Origin of the sequence: Methanoculleus marisnigri JR1, assembly GCF_000015825.1 — an archaeon.
Classification (GTDB): domain Archaea; phylum Halobacteriota; class Methanomicrobia; order Methanomicrobiales; family Methanoculleaceae; genus Methanoculleus; species Methanoculleus marisnigri.
The window spans coordinates 1,310,865-1,329,383 of the sequence record NC_009051.1; the positions used below are offsets into that span (position 1 = coordinate 1,310,865).

The 18,519-nt window shown below is 62.2% G+C and carries 19 protein-coding genes; 4 read left to right on the forward strand and 15 right to left on the reverse strand.

What is annotated here, in order from left to right; all coding sequences use genetic code 11:
* Positions 1–74 precede the first annotated feature (74 nt).
* Positions 75–524: a ferritin-like domain-containing protein gene (locus MEMAR_RS06490; protein ID WP_011844164.1), complete on the reverse strand. Its 450-nt coding sequence runs from the start codon at positions 522–524 to the stop codon at positions 75–77.
* A 328-nt stretch (positions 525–852) separates the two neighbouring features.
* Here MEMAR_RS06490 and MEMAR_RS06495 point away from each other — a divergent pair, with 328 nt between their 5' ends.
* Positions 853–1,575, forward strand: coding sequence for a DUF5591 domain-containing protein (locus tag MEMAR_RS06495; RefSeq protein ID WP_011844165.1), 723 nt, complete (start codon positions 853–855; stop codon positions 1,573–1,575).
* Positions 1,576–1,871: 296 nt separating this feature from the next.
* Here the strand turns inward: MEMAR_RS06495 and rbcL are convergent, their stop codons facing one another.
* A complete protein-coding gene (rbcL, locus tag MEMAR_RS06500; RefSeq protein ID WP_011844166.1) occupies positions 1,872–3,164 on the reverse strand; it encodes a type III ribulose-bisphosphate carboxylase in 1,293 nt (430 codons plus the stop codon).
* 140 nt (positions 3,165–3,304) lie between these two features.
* On the opposite strand from rbcL, the gene MEMAR_RS06505 reads away from it, so the two are divergent.
* Positions 3,305–4,138, forward strand: coding sequence for an alpha/beta hydrolase (locus MEMAR_RS06505; RefSeq protein WP_011844167.1), 834 nt, complete (start codon positions 3,305–3,307; stop codon positions 4,136–4,138).
* 208 nt (positions 4,139–4,346) lie between these two features.
* Here MEMAR_RS06505 and MEMAR_RS06510 read toward each other — a convergent pair whose 3' ends face one another.
* The 9 genes from MEMAR_RS06510 to MEMAR_RS06550 form a co-directional block, all read right to left on the reverse strand.
* Positions 4,347–4,571: a hypothetical protein gene (locus tag MEMAR_RS06510; protein ID WP_394295773.1), complete on the reverse strand. Its 225-nt coding sequence runs from the start codon at positions 4,569–4,571 to the stop codon at positions 4,347–4,349.
* Positions 4,572–4,637: 66 nt separating this feature from the next.
* Positions 4,638–5,060, reverse strand: a complete 423-nt coding sequence (locus tag MEMAR_RS06515; protein WP_011844169.1) for an IS5 family transposase — start codon at positions 5,058–5,060, stop codon at positions 4,638–4,640.
* 11 nt (positions 5,061–5,071) lie between these two features.
* On the reverse strand, positions 5,072–5,431 hold the full coding sequence (locus tag MEMAR_RS06520) for an IS5/IS1182 family transposase (protein ID WP_011844170.1): 360 nt from the start codon (positions 5,429–5,431) through the stop codon (positions 5,072–5,074).
* Positions 5,432–5,521: 90 nt separating this feature from the next.
* A complete protein-coding gene (locus MEMAR_RS06525; RefSeq protein WP_011844171.1) occupies positions 5,522–5,845 on the reverse strand; it encodes an ArsR/SmtB family transcription factor in 324 nt (107 codons plus the stop codon).
* Between the two features lie 569 nt (positions 5,846–6,414).
* Positions 6,415–7,068 carry a TfuA-related McrA-glycine thioamidation protein gene (locus tag MEMAR_RS06530; protein WP_011844173.1) on the reverse strand — a complete coding sequence of 218 codons (654 nt, stop codon included), beginning with the start codon at positions 7,066–7,068 and terminating at the stop codon, positions 6,415–6,417.
* The gene (locus MEMAR_RS06535) at positions 7,028–8,242 is read right to left on the reverse strand and encodes a YcaO-related McrA-glycine thioamidation protein (protein ID WP_011844174.1); all 1,215 of its coding nucleotides are present in this window, start codon (positions 8,240–8,242) and stop codon (positions 7,028–7,030) included. Before MEMAR_RS06535 ends, MEMAR_RS06530 begins: the two co-directional genes overlap by 41 nt.
* The gene (locus tag MEMAR_RS06540) at positions 8,239–8,655 is read right to left on the reverse strand and encodes a molybdenum cofactor biosynthesis protein MoaE (RefSeq protein ID WP_011844175.1); all 417 of its coding nucleotides are present in this window, start codon (positions 8,653–8,655) and stop codon (positions 8,239–8,241) included. Before MEMAR_RS06540 ends, MEMAR_RS06535 begins: the two co-directional genes overlap by 4 nt.
* 14 nt (positions 8,656–8,669) lie before the next feature.
* On the reverse strand, positions 8,670–8,948 hold the full coding sequence (locus MEMAR_RS06545; protein ID WP_011844176.1) for a ubiquitin-like small modifier protein 1: 279 nt from the start codon (positions 8,946–8,948) through the stop codon (positions 8,670–8,672).
* 11 nt (positions 8,949–8,959) lie between these two features.
* Positions 8,960–9,694, reverse strand: a complete 735-nt coding sequence (locus tag MEMAR_RS06550) for a HesA/MoeB/ThiF family protein (protein WP_011844177.1) — start codon at positions 9,692–9,694, stop codon at positions 8,960–8,962.
* A gap of 250 nt (positions 9,695–9,944) precedes the next feature.
* Here MEMAR_RS06550 and MEMAR_RS06555 point away from each other — a divergent pair, with 250 nt between their 5' ends.
* Complete coding sequence (locus tag MEMAR_RS06555; protein WP_011844178.1) at positions 9,945–10,973, forward strand: GNAT family N-acetyltransferase; 1,029 nt, start codon at positions 9,945–9,947, stop codon at positions 10,971–10,973.
* A 14-nt stretch (positions 10,974–10,987) separates the two neighbouring features.
* Here MEMAR_RS06555 and MEMAR_RS06560 read toward each other — a convergent pair whose 3' ends face one another.
* Positions 10,988–11,692, reverse strand: a complete 705-nt coding sequence (locus tag MEMAR_RS06560; protein WP_011844179.1) for a PIN domain-containing protein — start codon at positions 11,690–11,692, stop codon at positions 10,988–10,990.
* 198 nt (positions 11,693–11,890) lie between these two features.
* On the opposite strand from MEMAR_RS06560, the gene MEMAR_RS06565 reads away from it, so the two are divergent.
* On the forward strand, positions 11,891–14,686 hold the full coding sequence (locus tag MEMAR_RS06565) for a PAS domain S-box protein (protein ID WP_011844180.1): 2,796 nt from the start codon (positions 11,891–11,893) through the stop codon (positions 14,684–14,686).
* Between the two features lie 38 nt (positions 14,687–14,724).
* Here MEMAR_RS06565 and MEMAR_RS06570 read toward each other — a convergent pair whose 3' ends face one another.
* Genes MEMAR_RS06570 through MEMAR_RS06580 form a run of 3 tightly spaced genes read right to left on the reverse strand, consistent with a single transcriptional unit; the run spans position 14,725 to position 18,160 of the window.
* Positions 14,725–16,155, reverse strand: a complete 1,431-nt coding sequence (locus MEMAR_RS06570) for an NEW3 domain-containing protein (RefSeq protein ID WP_011844181.1) — start codon at positions 16,153–16,155, stop codon at positions 14,725–14,727.
* A gap of 4 nt (positions 16,156–16,159) precedes the next feature.
* Positions 16,160–17,251, reverse strand: coding sequence for an ABC transporter permease (locus tag MEMAR_RS06575; RefSeq protein WP_011844182.1), 1,092 nt, complete (start codon positions 17,249–17,251; stop codon positions 16,160–16,162).
* A 3-nt stretch (positions 17,252–17,254) separates the two neighbouring features.
* The gene (locus MEMAR_RS06580; protein WP_011844183.1) at positions 17,255–18,160 is read right to left on the reverse strand and encodes an ABC transporter ATP-binding protein; all 906 of its coding nucleotides are present in this window, start codon (positions 18,158–18,160) and stop codon (positions 17,255–17,257) included.
* Positions 18,161–18,519 lie beyond the last annotated feature (359 nt).

Consider the following 18,519-nt stretch of genomic DNA (forward strand, 5'->3'; position numbering starts at 1 on the left):
AGAACAGGTCTCCTTTCGCAGGGGCGGGGAGGACCCGCCCTGCGAGGAAAGATGACGTGAAGGGGCGGTGGCGGTTACCACGCCTCAGGGTATGCCATGTTGGTGTAGATGTCTTCGAGCCGGGCCTTGTGCCCCTTCTCCATATTTGCGAGCTGGACAAAGACCGTCTGCTGCTCTGCATCCGCGGAGGCAAGCTGTGTGTACATCTGGGCAGCCTGGAGTTCCTTCTTGATGGCAAGGACCAGGCCGTCGAGCGGCTTCATATCGACCGAGAGCTCGGGCTCTTCGATGGAGTCGGTGATCTTGTAGTCCCTAGCCGCGACAAAGTGCATCTGATTTACATCGCGGAGCAGCAGACCCTGGAGGTACTCCCGGTGGCCCTTCTCGTCCTCGGCAAGGTCGAGGAAGAGCGTCTTCAGGTTTGCATCCTTCACCCTGTCGGCGACCGACCTGTAGAAGGTGTACGACTCTACTTCGCTGTCGATGGCGTTCGTGATGATCTTCTGGAAGTCTTCGGAGTTCATGGTTCATATCTCCTTTTTTCGGTAGGGTCTCCGGCCCGGGGGCCGGCTGGATGATTGGTTCGTAATTATACGAACTAAACACACCATTGTGGGTGCAAATATTTACATCTTTCTCTTTTAACCCGGCTTCCGGCCGTATCCCTCCCCCATGGGCGGAAGGGGCGTCCAGGAAGCCTCCACGGCATCATTCCCTCTGTTCTGCCGGCGCGCTTCATGCAGCGACCCACGGCTTTCGCGCCCGGGCCGGGTCCTGATACCGGCACCAGGAAGGGTCAGGTTTTTGCAGTTCCCGGGCCAACGCTCTACCCTCAACGGGGAAGACTTTTTCATGCGGGAAAAGCGGATAGTGCCGGGTGCGGGCGCGCCCCGGCGGGTGGCCAGGATCGTGCAGGACCGGCACGGGAACGAGATCGAGATATTCGACCCGCCGTTCTACCGGAGGGAGTTCGAGGACGCCTACCGGTTCATCATCGATGAATACCGGGTGGCGCAAAGAGAGATCGCTCTCTTCCTCCCCTGTGCCGTGCGGAAACCCTACAGCCGGAGCCCGAGCCACAAACTCTTCCGGCGGATCATCGACGGCGTCCTTGCCCCGGAGGACTACCATATCGTCGTGTTCGGCACCTGCGGAACCGTCCCCGCGGAGCTCGAGGGCATGTACCCCTACCGAAACTACCACTACATGCTCGGCAAGACCACGGACGAGCGGGTCCGGCGGGATTTCCACCGGATCGAGGTCTACCGGCTGAAGGGCTACCTCGAGAAGACCCGCGACACCTACCGGCACCGGCTCGCCTACTGCATTGGGCCGTTTAGGAAGGCCATGGTGGAGGCCGCGGAAGCGACCGGGATCGCCGTCGACCTCCTCCCCTCCGATCCGATGATCGAGCGCCTCTACGACATCGACTGCCCGTTCCCGGAGGGCAGCCTCTCGATGCAGGGCTACATCGACGAGTTCCGCGAGGGGCTCGAGAGGCTGGCGGGGAAGCTACACGCCGGGGGCACGGCCCTGGAAGGGTGCCCGGAGCGGCGGGGGCCGGCGAGGGCGTGATTGGGTGCGAAGGAAAAGAGTTGTTTAAAATTCGTTGACTGCCTTCTAGTCTCCTTCGATTGCACCTGGCACCGATTTCAGGGGGATATCGCCGAGAGGGGGGTGGGGACAGGGGAGGGGGGAATACTCCCCCCTCCCCGTCAGCCCCTTCCCCAGGGGCGATAGCCACCACGGTCCACTGCACCGGGCTTTCTCCTCGCTTCAGTCGCTCTGTTCGTCGTGGCTAACTCACAACTTCAGGCATATAATCCAGGGTATTTGCAGTCTCACTCAATCGAAATAGTATCAAAACCCCCTCACTTCGGCTTATACCGCCCCCACTTCTCGAGCGCCTCCGAAAGTGCGGGAGCCTTCTTCGCCTTCTCCTCAAGCGTCTCCCCCTCCTTCCAGGCCTCGATCGCCTGCATGGCGGCCTCTGCGCCCGCCCGCGTCCCCTTCGGGTGGCCGTGGATGCCGCCGCTGACCAGGAGAACGAGTTCGCTGCCGTAGATGTCGAGGACGTCCGGCACGAGCCCGGGGTGGAGGCCGCCCGACGAGACCGGGAAAGCGGACTTGATATTACCCCAGTCCTGGTCGAGGGCCATGTGGTCGACGGCGTTCGTATGCTTCTCCCGGAGCATGTCCGCAAGCACCGTGGCCTCCGCCCGGGTGCCGACCAGTTTGCCCACAGCGGTCCCGGTGTGGATCTGCGCAACACCGACGAGCCGCATCATCTTCGCCAGGAACTGCATCGTGATCCCGTGCTTCTCGTCCCGGTCGAAGGCCGCGTGCATCGCCCGGTGGGCGTGGATCGCAAGCCCGAGGTCGGAGCAGTAGTCCCGGAGGGTCGCGACGGCAGCGGTTCCGGCAACCACGACGTCGATCATCGCGTAGTTCCAGCCGTAATCGGCAAGCATCTTCGCCCGCTTCTCCATCGTCTCGGTGTCGGCGGTGATGTTGATGAACGCGGACTTCACGTCGCCGGTCTCCTGCTCGGCCCGATCGCGCATCTTCGCCATCGCCCGGACGCGGTCATCGAACCGGTTGAACGACTGGGACGTCAGGTTCTCGTCGTCCTTGACGAAGTCGAACCCGCCCATCCAGGTCTCGTAACCGACCTCTGCGTGTTCCTCTGCCGTGAAGCCTACCTTCGGCTTCGGCACCGCTCCCGTGAGCGGCCGCCCCCGGATCTTCATCATATCCCGGATCCCCTCCATACCGAAGTGCGGGCCTTTGAAGTGGCGGAGGTATTCGGCCGGGAGCGAAGCGTCGATCAGCCTGAGACGGTCGAGCGCCTTCATCCCGAAGACGTTCCCGGCGATCCCGCTCAGGAGCTGGGCCGCGTTCCCCTCCTCCCAGAGGGCGAGGGGGTAGGCGATCTTCACGTAATTCCCCTCGATCTCGAACGCCTTCGCCTGGAGGTCCCGCATCCGGGGCGGCAGGGTAAAGAGCGTGGTCCAGGTTCCGGTCGAACTCTCCGACGCGATCCTCCCGACCGCCTCTTCCTTGCTGATCCCCGCCGCAGGCTCGAAGTAGTAGAGGGCTACGAGCTCGTCCGGGCCCGGGGTGTGGTTTAAATCAACAAACTCTTCGTACCAGTCAATCGCCATAGAATCACCTCTTGAAGGAAGGGGTGCCCGGGTAGAAAAACCTTCCATTCGGAGCAGGGTAAAGAACGCTGCAATCACTTTCTCCCCGCAGGCGCCGGGTTTATCTGCCGGCGGGTCGAGAGGAAAGCAGAAGGAGTCTTATGGAACGAAAAGCCGATAATTTGCGCCCGCTCTTCGATTACGATGCAGAGAGACCGCCCGCGATCGAGATTGGCGGCACCGACATCTCGGTCCGCGACCTGACCTACCAGACTGCCCCGGGCCGGGGGGTTCGGGCCTACCTGGTGACCCCGGCAAGAGAGGAGGGGACGCGTTCTGCTGCCGTCCTCTACCTCCACCCGGGACTTGGTTCCCGCGCCACGTTCCTCGCCGAGGCCGTGGCCCTTGCCGGGATGGGTGCGGCCTCCCTGCTCGTCGACGCTCCCTGGGCCGCCGATACGGCAGCAGCCTGGGGTCAGGCAGTCACAGATCCCGAGGAGGCCGTGCGGGAGCATAACCGGACGGTGATCGACCTTCGCCGGGGGATAGATCTCCTCGTAGCGCAGCCGGGCATCGATCCGGACCGGATCGGGTTCGTAGGCCACAGTGTCGGGGCGCTTTTCGGGGCGGTGCTCGCCGGCGTCGATCGGCGTCTTCGAGCCGCCGTCCTGATGGCGGGCACCGGAAGGTTTGTCGATGTCGCCGCGGTGAACCTGCCCGACCTGCAGGGCGAGAAATTCGAGCATTACCGCCGGACGCTCGCGGAACTCGACCCTGCCGTCTGGGTCGGCCGTGCCGCACCCACCCCGCTCTTCTTCCAGGCCGCTCTTCGCGACGAGTTCTTCACGGAGGAGCAGGCCCGGGAGTTCTTCGAGCAGGCAGGCGAACCGAAGTCGCTCGAGTGGTACGACGCAGGCCATTTCCTTGACGAAGCGGCCCGCCGCGACCGTATCGCGTGGCTGGCCGGGGTGCTCTCGCTGGAGCGTTCCCGGTAACGCCTCCCCGGTATCGGGACAGGTCGCCTTGTTATTACAAATACAATTTTTTGTTATAAAAGGTAAAATTTATTATACAGTTGATTCTTACCAATACGTGGCCAGGCGACGATGGAACCTGCCTGCGCCTCGTCCGTCATACCCTGCAGCGTGCTACTGCACGTCCGTCATACACCCACCCAATCACTTTTTAGGGCGCACAGCGACCTCACTCGGAGATCCCGTCGAGAACCTTCTCGATCCGGTCCACCTTCGCCTCGATCCGCTCCATCGACTGCCGCAGCATCTGGAGTTCCCCGCCAGCCGCACCGCTCTTCGGTCCCGCCGCACTCGCGATCTGGTCTTCGATCCACTCCTTGAGCCTTACGACGATGATGAAGAGCAGCGTCAGAACACCCAGATTAATGATAACGTAGACGGAACCGGCAAGCACGGTATTCAAAGAGTTCGAATCGCCAAACAAGCCGTTGATAAGGCAGCTGATCACGAGCAATGGAGCTCATCCCAATACTCTCGCAATCATGACGCTGCATGCCAGGTGGATCAGGCCGAGGAATGAGTGCTCATACCGCTCGTATCTTGGAACAATCTTCTTAAACGCTTCAATCCAGCTGAAGAACCGCTCTACCGCACTGCGCTTTTTGTAGAGTTCTGGATCAAACCAGAATGGCCTCCCTCGTTTCGGCTGTTTCCGCGATCTCTGGTTGACCGGGATGTTGCTCTTAATTCCCCGGTTCCGGTTGTACTGACGAATCTCCCGGGCATCATAGGCCGCATCTGCGGAGATGATCGTGGGACGAACCGACACCTCCGGAATCTCAAATCCTTCAAGGGTTGGCTCGTAGAGTCGGGAATCATGGGTATTTGCCGGTACAACCGTGCAGGCAAGCGGGAGACCGTTCCGATCGACCAGAGCACTCATTTTGTTCCCGTTTACCTTTTTATAGCCATCATAGCCGGTTGATCCCCTTTTTTAGCGGGAATAGCCTTAGTATCGGTGGAACAGTGCGAGAGATCGATTTTTTTGATCTCGTACCCCGACCGGAGCAGGTCGAGGAAGATCGCCTGGTACACGCCTTTCTCGCAGAGTTCGAGGTGGTACCGGTGAACCGTCGATTTGGTGCCGTATTTAGCCGGTACATCGAGCCAGGAGCATCCGGTGGTCAGAACGTACAGGACGCCGTTGATCAGCCCGCGGGGATCACAGCGAGGTCGACCGATGTGCGGCTTCGTTGGGGGGAGGTGTTTCTGGACAATGTCCCAGAGATCATCGTCAATTTCCCGGAACGCCATGATCTCTAATTTTATCTGAGAAGACTTATAATTATAGGATCACCTCATGCAATAACGGCGCCCCACAGCGCCTTCAGGTAGAGTTTCCACCTATCCTGTCTCATCCTTTGACCTCTCTAATGACACAATCAAATCCAGGTTCAGCACCACCTCAAACGGCACCGCCCGGTAGCACCTCCGGAGATACGGGGGTTCGTCCGACGTCCTGCTGTTCCCTTCCGCAAGACCGAGTTTCTCGAGCTGCCGGAGATAAATGGCGGCCAGCGGGCGCGATATGCCGAGTTCTTCGGCTATCTCGCGAGCATACTTCTCTTCGGCCGCGATTGCCCCGAGTACGGCAAGTCGCTGCTCGTTCCCGAGCAGGGAGAGCAGCCGCGCCAGTTCGGGAAGGGTGCTGAAAGACAATGTCAACATGTGTTAATTATTTTTTACACATATGAATCTTCCTGTAGTCCCGCACGGGAAAGGAGAACGACCGGGAGAAGCACGCCCTGAAGGTGCTGCGCGGCGACTTCGCGAACCTTCCCTCCGTCGCCGGGGGCTCGCCGGCCGATCGCGCGAAGGCGGCCATTCGTGCAGCGGATACATGGAACGGGTAGCGGCCGGGGAGAACTTCCGGGAGGCATATGCCGCCCCGGAATCGTCCGGTGGATCAGGATAGGTGGGTGTAGGAGATCCACGTAACGTGTTCTCCCCGCCGGCATCGGATCCGGCCTTATGCGGTTGATGGCATCTGCGTGGGCATCGGCCGGACCCGGGGTATTCGGGGCAATCACAGTACATGCCTGCGTGGTTTCGGCCGTGGATCTTCTCCGGTTCGCCGCACATGCCGGAAGCACGGCGACTGCCGGGAAGAACCGCTTCCGGCCCGATAAACACGTTGCCCCTGCGGTGGGAATGGTTCCGCACCGACGTACAGGAAGTCGGCCCGGACGGGGATATATTGCTACGGCGGCCGCGGTAGGATCATTGAACCACGCGGTTCAATGCATCCCGGGGAGATCCCTGATGTATTCGAGCGCGAGCAGCGCGTCCTCGCGTTTCCGGTCGACGGCATGCTCGTCGGCAAACGCCAGAAACCGGGCGAGGTCGTCCGGGTCCGCCTTCCCTTCAGCCGCCTCGACGACCGCGTCGTAGGTTCGTTCCGGAAAATAGAGTGCCCTGGCGGCCTCAAGGAGCGACCCCGCCGCGTCGGCACCGATAACCCCGCACTCCAGTGCCCGCTGGATGGTCGCCCGGATATTCACGAGCGGCTCGGAGAGCGGCACGAACGTCTCGGGATCGAAGAGGAGCGCCACCTCGTCGTCGGCGACGAGCCTCCCCTCCCGGTAGGCACGATAGATCTCCCCGACACCCTCCATCCCGAGGCTGTCGAGTTCCGCGGCCCGGAGCGCTCCCATGCTGGAGGCGCCGACGACCCGCACCCCGGCCCGGAGCGCGGCCAGGACCTCACGGTGGGCGACGGCGCAGTCCTGGAAGAAGACGCCGTCGATGAGGCCGATGATCCGGGCTCCGGCGCGTGCGGCCTCCAGTATGTCGCCCCGTTTCGCCGGAGGACGGTACTCGGCGTCGAGGATCGCCCGGGCGGCCGCAAGGTCACAGCTGGGACCGAGGAAGACGACGACTTCGTGCGTCACGGCACCTCCTGCCCATCCGGTCCTGATCCATCGCGTACATCTCCAGCCCCGGCACGATCACCCGGACGACCGGGATGCCGATCTCCGGCCGGGTGAGGTCGACCACGATCACCCGGGAGAGCCCGGCCGCATCGAGCCTTTCGGTGACGTGGTCGATGTCGGTGAGGAAATCGTCGCTGTCGAACGACGGCATCTGCGAGAACCGGACGACTTCGGACTCCGCGAACCAGTGCCGGTTCAGCCGTTTCGTCCGGTCGTAGCCGATCCTCTTCCTGACGTCCGCCGTATCGGTATCCTCGCGTGCACCATGGATCTGCGTCAGCCTGCTCTGCGCAACCTCCGTGAGCGCCCGGAGAACCGCGATATGGGCGCTCGTGTGCGACCCCATCCCGATCGTGAGGAGCGTGGGGTCTTTGAGCACCACGTCGTCGGCCACCGCGGCCACCGTGGGGATCCCGATATCGCTCGTGATCTCCTTGAGGGTGACCTCGACGCCGGCGGCCGCGAACTTCGCGAGCAGGTCGGCGGCGAGCCCGTCGTCGATCCCCTCGATCCGGGGGCCGGTGTTCCGGGTCACCTCCACGAGCGACCAGGCGTCGCGCTCGACCACCTCCATCAGGGCGTGGAAGGTCGCCTCCTCGAGGGTGTTGCCGGAAGCAAGCCCGTTGGTGTTGGTCCGAAAGAGGCGACCATAGGTCGCCGGGAGAGGGTGGTAGACCGCGTGGGCGGGAACGAGCACCTCCTCCTCCTGGACGATGTCGTATCCTTTGACCCAGGGAACCACGATGTCGGCCGGAACCCGGTCGGGGAGGATCAGGTCCGCGGGGTCGAGCGCGTTCTCCCCGGCCGAAATCTCGCTGTATCTCCCGATTACCGGCTCCCGGTTATCCATCTCACCCGAATAGCGCTCGATCCCTTCCATCATCGCCGAGACCTCCGCCTCGACGGGGGTGGCGCCCTTGCCGTTGTAGACCGATATCGCTCCCGCTTCAGCGGTCGGCCGGATGCTCGAGAAGACCGGGATCCCGATCCGGTCGAGGTTCGTGATATCGGCGACGCGGGTGATCCCCGCCACGGGGAGCCTCTCCCGGGCCAGACGGAGCGTCTCCTCGGGCGGAACCGTGCGCTGGGTCTCTTTCGCGTAGGCCTTCCTGCACGACTGCAGCCGGATCATGCGTCGCCCCCGTGGGACTCGCCCGGAACCCAGCGCTCGCCGCCCTCGCCGATCTCCTTCTTCCAGATCGGCACGCTCTCCTTGATCCGCTCGAGAATATACTCGCAGGCGTCGAAAGCCTCCTTCCGGTGACCTGCGCCGACGACGATGAGGAGGATGTTCTCCCCGACCCGGAGCCTGCCTACCCGGTGGATGACCTCGACGGCTGCTATGGGATATCGCGCAAACGCCTCGTCCCGGATCGTCTCAAGTTCCCTCACCGCGACCTCCTCGTAGGCCTCGAGTTCCATAACCTCCGTCCCGCCGTCGTCCCTGACGGTGCCGAGGAAGGTGACGAGAGCCCCCATATCGGGCTTCCGCACCCGGTCGATCACGGCATTCACGTCAAAATCGTCTCCTGTTACGCCGATCATTCCAGTCTCCTCCGTCACCCGCCCGCCACCGGCGGGAAGAGGGCGACCTCGTCCCCGTCGGCGAGGGCGAGCGTCATGGCCTCCGCACGCCGCACACGCCTGCCGTTGTGCATCAGGATCACGTATCCCCGGAGTTCTCCGCTCTCTTCAAAGAGCGCCTCCCCGGCCTGCTCCGAGGTCTCGGCGACCACCGCAAGGAGCCGGCTCATCGTCGCTCCTTCGGGAACCTCGAGCGTGAGATCGCCCCCGATGGCCTCCCGCAACCGCGCAAAAGTCCTTACCCGAACCTGCATTCTCCCCCTCCTCAACACCTGCCGTTTCCACACGCTCTGCAGTCATCCTGCCGCTCCACGGGCAGGATCGCCGTCGTGGCGGCCCGCCCGTCCCAGACGAGGAGCCGGCCGGCCAGGAGATCGCCGGTGCCGGTGATGTACTTGATCGCCTCGTTCGCCTGGACGAGCCCGATGATCCCGGGCGTGGTGCCGACAACGGGGATGACATCCTCCCCGGGCGGGGCTACCGGGAATATGCACTCGAGGCAGGCCGTCTTCCCGGGGATGATCGTCGTCGCCTGTCCGTCGAATCCCCTGACCGCCCCGTGGACGAGCGGCACGCTGTTCCGGAGCGCCACCCGGTTGAGGATGTAGCGCGCCGCGAAATTATCGGTGGCGTCGACGATGAGGTCGGCCCCGCCCGCGAGTCGGGCGGCGTTTCCTTCATCGAGGGTTGCCCGGGTGGCGGCGACCGCGATCTCCGGGTTCTGCGCCCGGATCTTCTCGGCCGCCGACTCGACCTTCGCCCGTCCGACGTCGCGTTCGGTATGAAGCACCTGTCGGTTCAGGTTGGTCCGGTCCACGACGTCGCCGTCGACCAGCCGGATCTCACCGATACCGGCGGCAGCAAGGTAGAGGGCGACGGGACAGCCGAGACCGCCGGCCCCGACAATGACGACCCGAGCATTCGCGAGCCGTTCCTGCGCCTCCTCTCCGAAGAGCGCGACCTGCCGCCGATAACGTTCCCGTTCCCGATCCGTGAGCATCTTCTCTCACTCATCCTCGCTGTGGAGAGGCAAACGTTCGCTTCCGCAGATGAATACGCAGTTTATGTGGTGTCCACGGCAATTTGAACGTTGTGATTCCGCGAAGTTGCCTCGGCCCGGGATCTCTGCCGGCGACCGCAACGGGAAACCCCGTAACCGCCACGGACAACCCTCCTCCCGGGAAACGTATATATCCTAGAGGATGGATAATCCGAACGACCCTGCAGACAAGCCGGGCGGTGAGTAGAGCATGACGATAGGGCTTATCGATGATGGGGACGCCTGGGACAGATTCGTAGACGAAAGCGCCTCCGGCCGCCTTTTCCACAAATGGGACTTCATGAAGATAACGGAGAAGCACACCGGCTTTCGGTTTCTCCCCTATGGAGTCTTCAAGGGCAACGAGGCGATCGCCGTCATTCCGCTCTTCCGAAAGCAGACCCACGGGGTCAACATTCTCCTCTCCCCACCGCCTCTCCAGTCGGTGGTGCCGTACCTCGGGTTCGTCATGGGCCGCCGTTACGACACCGCCAAGCAGAGCAAAAAGGAGTCGATGCTCAAGTTGGTCGGTGACGACCTGGAGAACGAGTTTGCGGCCCTGGCTCCGAACTACCTCTCCATAATCCAGGTTCCGGGTTTCATCGATGTTCGACGGTTTCTCAGGGAGGGGTACCATGCCCGGCTCCATTTCACGTATCTGATCGCACTCGATCCGCCGCTCACCGAGATCTGGAACAGTTTCTCCTCCAATCTCCGCACCAAACTGCGAAAGGTCGAGAAGAACGGTTACCGCCTCGAGAAGAGCACCGATCTCTCGATCTTCTACTCCACGGTCTCAGAGCGGTTCAGCGATCCCGACATGAACATCCCGATGATCAGCCGCACCTACTTCGAGGAACTCTTCCGGGCATACCCCGACAACCTCGGGCTCTACTACCTCTACGACGACGAAGGCACCGTAACGGGCGTGCAGGCAACCCAGGAGTACAAGGCCTTCACTCTCTGGATGGGGGCCCCGAAGATGACCGCGATGCCCGGCAACGAGTTCCTGCAGTGGTTGCTTCTCCAGCAGGCAAAGGATGAGGGATATCGCCAGATGGAGAACGTCGGGGCGAACAACGAGAACCTGAACCTCTTCAAGTCCAAGTTCAACCCCTCGCTCACCCTCTTTCTGGAGATGAGCCGGGAAGACCTCATCGGCAGGGTTGCGCGATGGGCCTACAGCACCATCGCGAGCAAGGGTCCGGTGAAGCGCAAGGTCCTCTCCTGCCTCGAGTGACGGGCCGGGCCTCCTTACCGGCGTGTCTCTTCCCGGCCTTCGAACCCGACCAGCGCCGGCGACGGCGGTCGCGGGACAAGTTTCAGGGCATCGGATATCCTGTCGGTGATCGTAAGAGTGTTGCCGGTCCTCTCCCGGTACTCCCGTACAAGGTAAGCGGTGTGGTTGCGGTAGGTCCGGTCCCGGGTGATGAAGATCAGGTCTTCCTCGATACTGGCGAGCAGCGTCTCCCATATGAGCTCGTCGCCGATGGTATCCGTACCCACGCTTTTCGGGGGGTTGCCGAGGAGCTTGCGGCGGTGAGCCCGTGTGACGAGTTCGTCGGTCCGGCGAAGGACCCGCACGGCGGGGTCGCCGGAGAGGGCGTTGAACGCCCGGGCAACCGGATCGGCGGCGGGGCTTGCGATCATGCTCTCGATATCGCCGCAGAGAGCGCCGATAGCCCTGTCATATCCCTCAGCGGCGCGCTGCAGCGAAGCAGCATTCGGGTAGCCGCGGATGATGGAGGGCAGGCGGATCTCGCCTGCCTCCTGTCTCCGCACGTCGTCCGCGATCCGGTCGAGAACGCGCGACCGGTTGCGGAGGAACTCATCGATGATGATGTCGGGAACGACCAGGTGTTCGGCCAGCGCACCGACATCCGCAACAATCTCTTCCGGATCCTCGCCGGACTCGTAGAGTTCGAGGAAGAGATTCGTATCGATACATACGGCTGTCATACCATCGCCGGATGATGCCGCGCGGCGAGATAATGATTTCCGGAACCGGTGCCCCCGAAGAGTTGGGCGACACCCCAAACACATGGCGCCGACCGGAAATCTGGAAGATCCTCCTTCAATTTTACGGAATACCGGAATCAATGCCGAATCAAAATGCTTAAGGTTTATATCGACCACCACTCCATAAGTGGGTGGTGCATGTATCGAATTCTCGTAGTCGATGATGAACCGGGGCTTCTCGAGCAGAACCGGATCTACCTGGAGACGTCCGGCGACATGCGGGTCGAGACGACGTCGTCGTCGCTGCAGGCTCTCGATATGCTCTCGAAAGCCCCTTACGACGCCATCATCGCCGACTACGAGATGCCGGAGATGGACGGCATCACCCTCTTAAAGGAGGTCCGCAACAGGGGCCTCTCGATACCGTTCATCATCTTTTCCGGCCGCGGCCGCGAGGAGGTGATCATCGAGGCGCTCAACAACGGGGCGGATTTCTACCTCCAGAAAGGCGGCAACCCCTCCGCCCAGTTTGCCGAACTCCAGAACATGATCCTCCAGGCAGTCCGGAGGAAGCAGGCCGAAGAGGAGGTACAGCGGGCCGGAGACCTGTACCGGAGCGTCTTCGAGCATACCGGCTCCGCCACCATCATCATCGAGGGCGACATGACGATCTCCCTCGCAAACAACGAATTCGAACACCTTACCGGCTATTCCCGTGAGGAGATAGAATCAAAGGTTCCCTGGACGGTGTTCGTCGCCGCAGAAGACGTTGAACGGCTCAGAAACTATCACCGGGAACGGCGGACAGACCCCGGTTCGGCGCCGAGAACCTACGAGTTCCGGCTGGTCGACCGGCACGGCAGCCAGAAAGACCTGCACATGACGATAGGGATCATCCCCGGGACGGATCGCTCCGTTGCATCGATGATCGATGTCACCGACCGGAAACGGTTCGAGGAAGAGCTGAGCGCGGCGCACGAGGAGATGATCGCGGCGTTCGAGGAGGCGAAAGCGAGCCAGGAGTCGCTCGAGGCGCAGTGCCGCGAAATGGAGGATTACCAGGCAAACCTCCGGGGCATCATAGATTTTCTTCCCGACCCGACGTTCGTGCTCGACCGCACGGGGAAGGTCATCATCTGGAACCGGGCAATCGAAGAGTTGACCGGGGTCAAGAAAAACCGGATCATCGGATCGGGGCCGGAAGCCGTCTGCAAGACGATGCCCGGACTGCAGTCCCCACTGGTAGCGGAAAGCGTCCTCTCTCGGGGGGGCGTCGAGAGCGTCACCCAGGAGGTTCGTATCACTTCGCCCCGCACGGGGGAGGTGGCCTGCCTCTGGGCGAAAGCATCGCCGCTTTACGACGCGCAGGGGCGGCTCTCCGGAGCAATCGAGTCGTTGCGGGACATCACCGATTCGAAACGGATGGAAACGCAGATCCAGCACCGGATTGACCTCGAACAGGTGGTGAGTTCGATCTCCACGAAGTTCATCGGCCTCGACCCGGCGGACCTCGAAGACGCCCTCGAAGAGATGCTCCAGGCGCTCGGGTCGTTCCTCGACGTCGACCGGAGTTACATCTTCCGCTTCTCCGCCGACCTCACCCGCGTGGAGGACACCCATGAGTGGTGCGCGGAGGGGATCGAGGCGCAGATCGATGTGCTGCAGGATCTTCCCGCCGATGTGATCTCCTGGGGACTGGAGCAGATCAGGGCGCAAAACACGATCTGCATCCCCGATATCGCCGGTCTACCACAGGAGGCAGCGGCGGTGCGCGACTTCTTCCAGGGGTATGGGGTCCGGTCGCTCATCCTGGTGCCGATCGCGACCATCGATGAAAACCTCGGGACAATCGGGTTTGAGACCACCAGGAAGATACGAACCTGGTCGGACGAGGACGTCACGCTGCTTGAGATCGTCGGCAACCTCTTTGCCGACCTCTTCTCCCGGATTCGTGTGCAGGAACGGCTCCGCACGAGCGAGGAGCGGTTCAGGAGCCTCGTGGAGCGGTCGCACGACTGCTACATCCGTGCAACCACGGCGCCGCAGGCGATCGAGTACATCAGCCCCTCGTGCGAGAGCCTGATCGGGTACACCCGGGAGGAGATCCTGGGCAATCCGAATTTCATCAGGCGGTTGATCCACCCCGAAGACCGGAAGACGTTCTTCGCTCTGCTCCAGGAACGGGACGCGACGGCCCGCCAGCCGTATGTCTTCCGGGTGCGCCGGAAAGACGAGCGCTACATCTGGGTTGAGGCCTGCACGATCCCCGTCTACGGAAACGACGGACGGGCGGTTGCAATCGATTACGCGATCCACGACATCGACGCCTGGAAACAGACCGAGGCGGCGCTCATCCAGGCCAACAAGAAACTCACCCTGATGAACAGCATCGTGCGGCACGATATCCTGAACCAGGTCACGGTGGTGCTCGGACATATCGCCCTCCTCCGGGAACAGCCGCTCGATCCGACCGTCGCCGACGCCCTCGGGAAGCAGCAGGCCGCCGTCGAGATAATACAGTCGCAGATCGGGTTCACGCGGGATTACCAGGATCTCGGTGTCCGGGCACCCCGGTGGTTCCCCGTCGAGCCCCTGGTCACGGGCGCCTCGAAAGCCCTTCGGCCGATCGGTATCCGGATCTCCACCGATCTCGACGGGCTCTCCGTCTACGCCGACCCGCTCCTCTCCTCCGTCTTCTTCAACCTCCTGGAGAACGCCGGCCGGCACGGGAAGACCGTGACCGAGATCCGGGTCACGGCCATGCCGGACGGCGGCGGAGCCCGGATTGTCTGGGAGGACAACGGCGTCGGCGTCCCCAGAGAGCATAAGGAGAGGATATTCGAGCGGGGCTTCGGGAGCCACACGGGACTCGGGCTCTTCCTGGTGAAAGAAGTTCTCTCGATCACCGGGATCGCCATCCGGGAGACCGGTGAGCCCGGGAAAGGAGCCCGGTTCGAGATTGTGGTCCCGGAGGGCAACGTCCGGTACGGGTGACAAACTGCCCAAAAAAAGACGGCCGGCAGGGGTTCGCCCTACCGCCTCCCGTACTTCCTGAACATATACCAGAGCCCTGCACCGATCCCGGCCATCACCAGGATGCCGAGCACCGCAACGTAGGACTGTTCCTTCACCACGACCCGGTACTCGTCTTCTTCTTCGTCCTGGTCGCATTTTGCCAGCGCGACGACCTTGTATTCGCCGGCGACGATATCGGCCGGCGGGATCACCGTCACCTGCACCGTCGCCCGCTCGCCGGCTTCAAGGCTCGCGACCGACGCCGGGTCGACGGTCACCCGCCACCCTTCCGGTGCGCTCATGTTGATCCCGATGTTCGTCAGCGCTCCTCCGACGCCGGCGTTCGTAACGGTCATGTCGAACGTGAGGGTGTCGCCGCGGTTGATCTCGTGGCGGTAGCTCTTCGTGTAGGTCCGCAGATCGTACGACCCCCGGAGCCGGAGCGTCAGGTTCTCCTCGTACTCCCGGGCGGAGGACCCGATCACCGCCGTGAGGTTGTACTCGCCGACACCCACCGAGTAGGGCGGGATGAGATCGAGGTAGAGGGTCTTCTCCTCGCCGGACGGGACGTAGATCTCCGAGACCTCTTCGGTGGCGGTGCTGCTCTCCTTGAACCGGGCATACCACTGCTCGGGAAGGCCCTGGACGGAGAGGGAGTAGGTATCGTCGTTTCTGCCCGCGTTCTTCAGGGTCATCTCGTACTGCGGATTGGTGCCGATCGCCGCTATCCGGGACGGGGACTTTACCCGGATCTCGGCAAAGAAGTTCTCTTTCTCGAGCGGCACGATCCCGAGGTCGACCGTCTGGCCGATCCGGATATCGACGCCTTTCTTCTCCCACGGCCGGTATCCGGGCCGGGTGACCTTTGCGGTGTAGGTGCCCATCGGGGCGCCGATGCTCACTTTGCCTTCGGCGGTCGCAAGCATCCCCTCGATGCGGGTATCACGGTCATAGAGACCGACGTCGGCACCCTTGACCACGTTACCCTCCTTATCCACCACAGTGGCCTCGAGGGTTCCCGTTTCGCCACTGTGCGTCTTCGTGACCTGGATGTAGACCCAGATCGTGCCTTCACCGATACCCACCCGGATGGGGTATTCCCCCACAGCGGCATGGCCGGAGGTCTCGGCCACCAGGCGGACGGTCTTCGTCTCGCCGGCCGGGATCAGCATCCGGTAGACCTCGCGGTCGTCGGATTCGAACCGGATCTTCCAGTTGTCGGTGCCCCGGTAAGTCCAGTAGTTGAGGAGGCACGTCCCGGTATCTCCCCGGTTCGTGACCGCGAGATCGAAGACGGCGGTATCGCCCGCCTCGATCACCTCACCGGGGAAGTCGCACCGGATCTCCGTCTGCATCGTCCCGCCCTGTGCGGCCGAAACCCCCGGGGCGGCCGACGCGGCGAGAAGGAGCGCGAGGAGGATACATATAGATGATCTTCTGCCGGCCATCTCCTCACCTGATATCCATCCGCATGAACTTCACGTAGGTCGCTGCGAAGAAGGCCGACGGGAAGACGATGAGCGCGGCGATGTTCATCCAGACCTTGCCAAGGGCACCGGCAAGGCCGGGCTTCTCCTCGGGTGCCGTGTCGTAAGGCGACGCGATCATCGAGGAAAGCTGTGGATTCGTCACCGCGATCGCGACGGTGTAGTAGTTCGTCTGCGGCGAGAGGAGGTTCGAGATATCGCTGATGAATCTCTGTTTCTCGATGTAAGTCTTCATTTCTTCTTCATATGCCTTCCACTCCGGGTCCTCGGCTCCACTGTATACCACGCTCTGCGAGACGCTGGTGCTGGAGTATCCCCCGATGCTCGCGACATGAACCACCTCTTTCTGCATGGGTACTTCAGGCGGCTCGGGGGGGTCGCCCGCGAAAGCATTAGCGGCCATCGCCCCGAACATGGGAAGGAGCGAGGAGACGGCGAAGAAGATCACCAGGGTGTAGATCAGCGCGTTCCCGCTCTCTTTTGCAGCCGTCGACATCATGAGCGCGACGGCGAAGTAGGCAAGCAGGAATCCGAGCGAGACCGCCCCGAAGATCAGGATGCCAGCAAACTCCTCCAACGTCGGGACAACCGAGAAGATGAGGAGCAGGGCAAGGGCGATGGCAAGCGCAAGCGCCATGGCGAACCCGAGCGCGCCGACGCCCCCGAGCGCCTTGCCGTTGATGATCTCGTCGCGGTAGACCGGGTGCGAGAGGAGCGACTTCAGCGACCGGGTCTCTTTCTCCTTCGAGACCAGGTCGAATCCTATCGCAATGGCAAGGATGCCGCCGAGCATCGTCATGTAACTCATCATGGAGATGAAGACGTACATGATCGAGGGCTTCTGGGGCATCCAGCTCCTGTACGGGTCGTCGAACTCCTCCATCTGCCGGAGTTGCTCGGTATACGCCTCCAGGCTGTTGTTGTAGTTCTCGATACCATCGTAGATGCTGATCGTCGATATCACGAGGAGCAGGCCGAGGATGATGGCAAAGCGCCTGCTGGTGATGTGATCAACGAACTCTTTCCTTGCTACGTTGAGCAATCGGTCAAGTGCCATCGTCTACCTCCGGTAGGCCGCCATGAAGACGTCCTCTATCTCAGGCTCCTCAAGACGCATCTCCCGGACGTGCAGCCCCTGCTCGAAGAGAGTCGCGGAGAGCCGGTCCCGGATATCGGCCTTCGCCCGGACGACCGCACGGTTTCCGTTCCTCTCGATATCGATGACCGCGGGGTCGTCGATCGCCGGCAGGCGCTCCCTGGTCTCGACGACGATCCGGACGGCATCGCCGTCTGCAGGTGCCAGCGCCCGGGCGACCTCTTCGAGCGTCCCCTGCGCGGCAAGTTTTCCTTTCGCGAGGAGCCCCACCGTCCGGCAGACCTCCCGGACCTCGGAGAGGATGTGGGAGGAGACGAAGATCGTCTTCCCTTCGCCGGCGAGGTGGGTGACGAGTTCCCGGTACTCCCGGACGCCCTCGGGGTCGAGGTTTGCCGTCGGTTCGTCGAGGAAGAGCACTTTAGGATCGTTGATCAGCGCCTGGGCGAGCCCGAGCCGCTGCTTCATGCCGCGGGAGTACTCTCCTGCCTTCTGGGCGACGCCGTCGAGATGGACGAGTTCGAGCAGTTCTGCGATCCGCTCCTTTCTCTCCTTCGCGTCCATCCCGTAGAACCGTGCGAAATAATCCAGGTTCTGCTCGCCGGTCATGTTCCCGTAGAACCCGACGTCTTCGGGGAGGTAGCCGATGATCTTCTTCACGTTCAGCGGGTCTTTTGCGACCTCGATCCCGTCGACGAAGCACCGTCCGCCGGTGGGCTCGATCATACCGGTGAGCATCAGGATCGTCGTGCTCTTTCCCGCTCCGTTCGGGCCGAGGAAACCGAATATCTCGCCTTCCCCGACCACGAGGTCCAGGCCGTCGACGGCTGTTTTTCCATTATATACCTTCGTGAGGTTCTCCGTTCGTATCATTTTACACTCCCGCCAGGGCCGTTTTGGCGGCGTCCTACTGCAGACTACGACACCCTCTTATTAACGTTTTCTGTGACAATCGTCTACACTTCAAAGAGGGATCATGATTCCAGTCTCTAAGGTGTCACGGTTATCCCGGCAGAGCCCTGAGATGCGCCGTGAATCGGGCGCCGGACTGCGTATCGGCCCTCGCGCGGTTCCGTCGTAAGTCCTGCAGCGACGTCCCCGAGGATACGAGCCATGCTCGTTCCTCGATTTGGCGTTCGGCGACAGAGTATAGGGAGGATTGGGAGATAAGGCGATGGTAAACTACGAAAAAAATCGAACCTACCAAAGGCAGGTATTCGGGCACCGGCAGG

Coding starts and splice junctions, on each gene's coding strand:
- MEMAR_RS06570 (WP_011844181.1), bottom strand. CDS start 16,155: ATGGCCGGCAGAAGATCATCTATATGTATCCTCCTCGCGCTCCTTCTC.
- MEMAR_RS06505 (WP_011844167.1), top strand. CDS start 3,305: ATGGAACGAAAAGCCGATAATTTGCGCCCGCTCTTCGATTACGATGCA.
- MEMAR_RS06525 (WP_011844171.1), bottom strand. CDS start 5,845: ATGTTGACATTGTCTTTCAGCACCCTTCCCGAACTGGCGCGGCTGCTC.
- MEMAR_RS06495 (WP_011844165.1), top strand. CDS start 853: ATGCGGGAAAAGCGGATAGTGCCGGGTGCGGGCGCGCCCCGGCGGGTG.
- MEMAR_RS06520 (WP_011844170.1), bottom strand. CDS start 5,431: ATGGCGTTCCGGGAAATTGACGATGATCTCTGGGACATTGTCCAGAAA.
- MEMAR_RS06540 (WP_011844175.1), bottom strand. CDS start 8,655: ATGATCGGCGTAACAGGAGACGATTTTGACGTGAATGCCGTGATCGAC.
- MEMAR_RS06550 (WP_011844177.1), bottom strand. CDS start 9,694: ATGCTCACGGATCGGGAACGGGAACGTTATCGGCGGCAGGTCGCGCTC.
- MEMAR_RS06580 (WP_011844183.1), bottom strand. CDS start 18,160: ATGATACGAACGGAGAACCTCACGAAGGTATATAATGGAAAAACAGCC.
- rbcL (WP_011844166.1), bottom strand. CDS start 3,164: ATGGCGATTGACTGGTACGAAGAGTTTGTTGATTTAAACCACACCCCG.
- MEMAR_RS06565 (WP_011844180.1), top strand. CDS start 11,891: ATGTATCGAATTCTCGTAGTCGATGATGAACCGGGGCTTCTCGAGCAG.
- MEMAR_RS06560 (WP_011844179.1), bottom strand. CDS start 11,692: ATGACAGCCGTATGTATCGATACGAATCTCTTCCTCGAACTCTACGAG.
- MEMAR_RS06535 (WP_011844174.1), bottom strand. CDS start 8,242: ATGATCCGGCTGCAGTCGTGCAGGAAGGCCTACGCGAAAGAGACCCAG.
- MEMAR_RS06555 (WP_011844178.1), top strand. CDS start 9,945: ATGACGATAGGGCTTATCGATGATGGGGACGCCTGGGACAGATTCGTA.
- MEMAR_RS06490 (WP_011844164.1), bottom strand. CDS start 524: ATGAACTCCGAAGACTTCCAGAAGATCATCACGAACGCCATCGACAGC.
- MEMAR_RS06515 (WP_011844169.1), bottom strand. CDS start 5,060: ATGAGTGCTCTGGTCGATCGGAACGGTCTCCCGCTTGCCTGCACGGTT.
- MEMAR_RS06545 (WP_011844176.1), bottom strand. CDS start 8,948: ATGCAGGTTCGGGTAAGGACTTTTGCGCGGTTGCGGGAGGCCATCGGG.
- MEMAR_RS06575 (WP_011844182.1), bottom strand. CDS start 17,251: ATGGCACTTGACCGATTGCTCAACGTAGCAAGGAAAGAGTTCGTTGAT.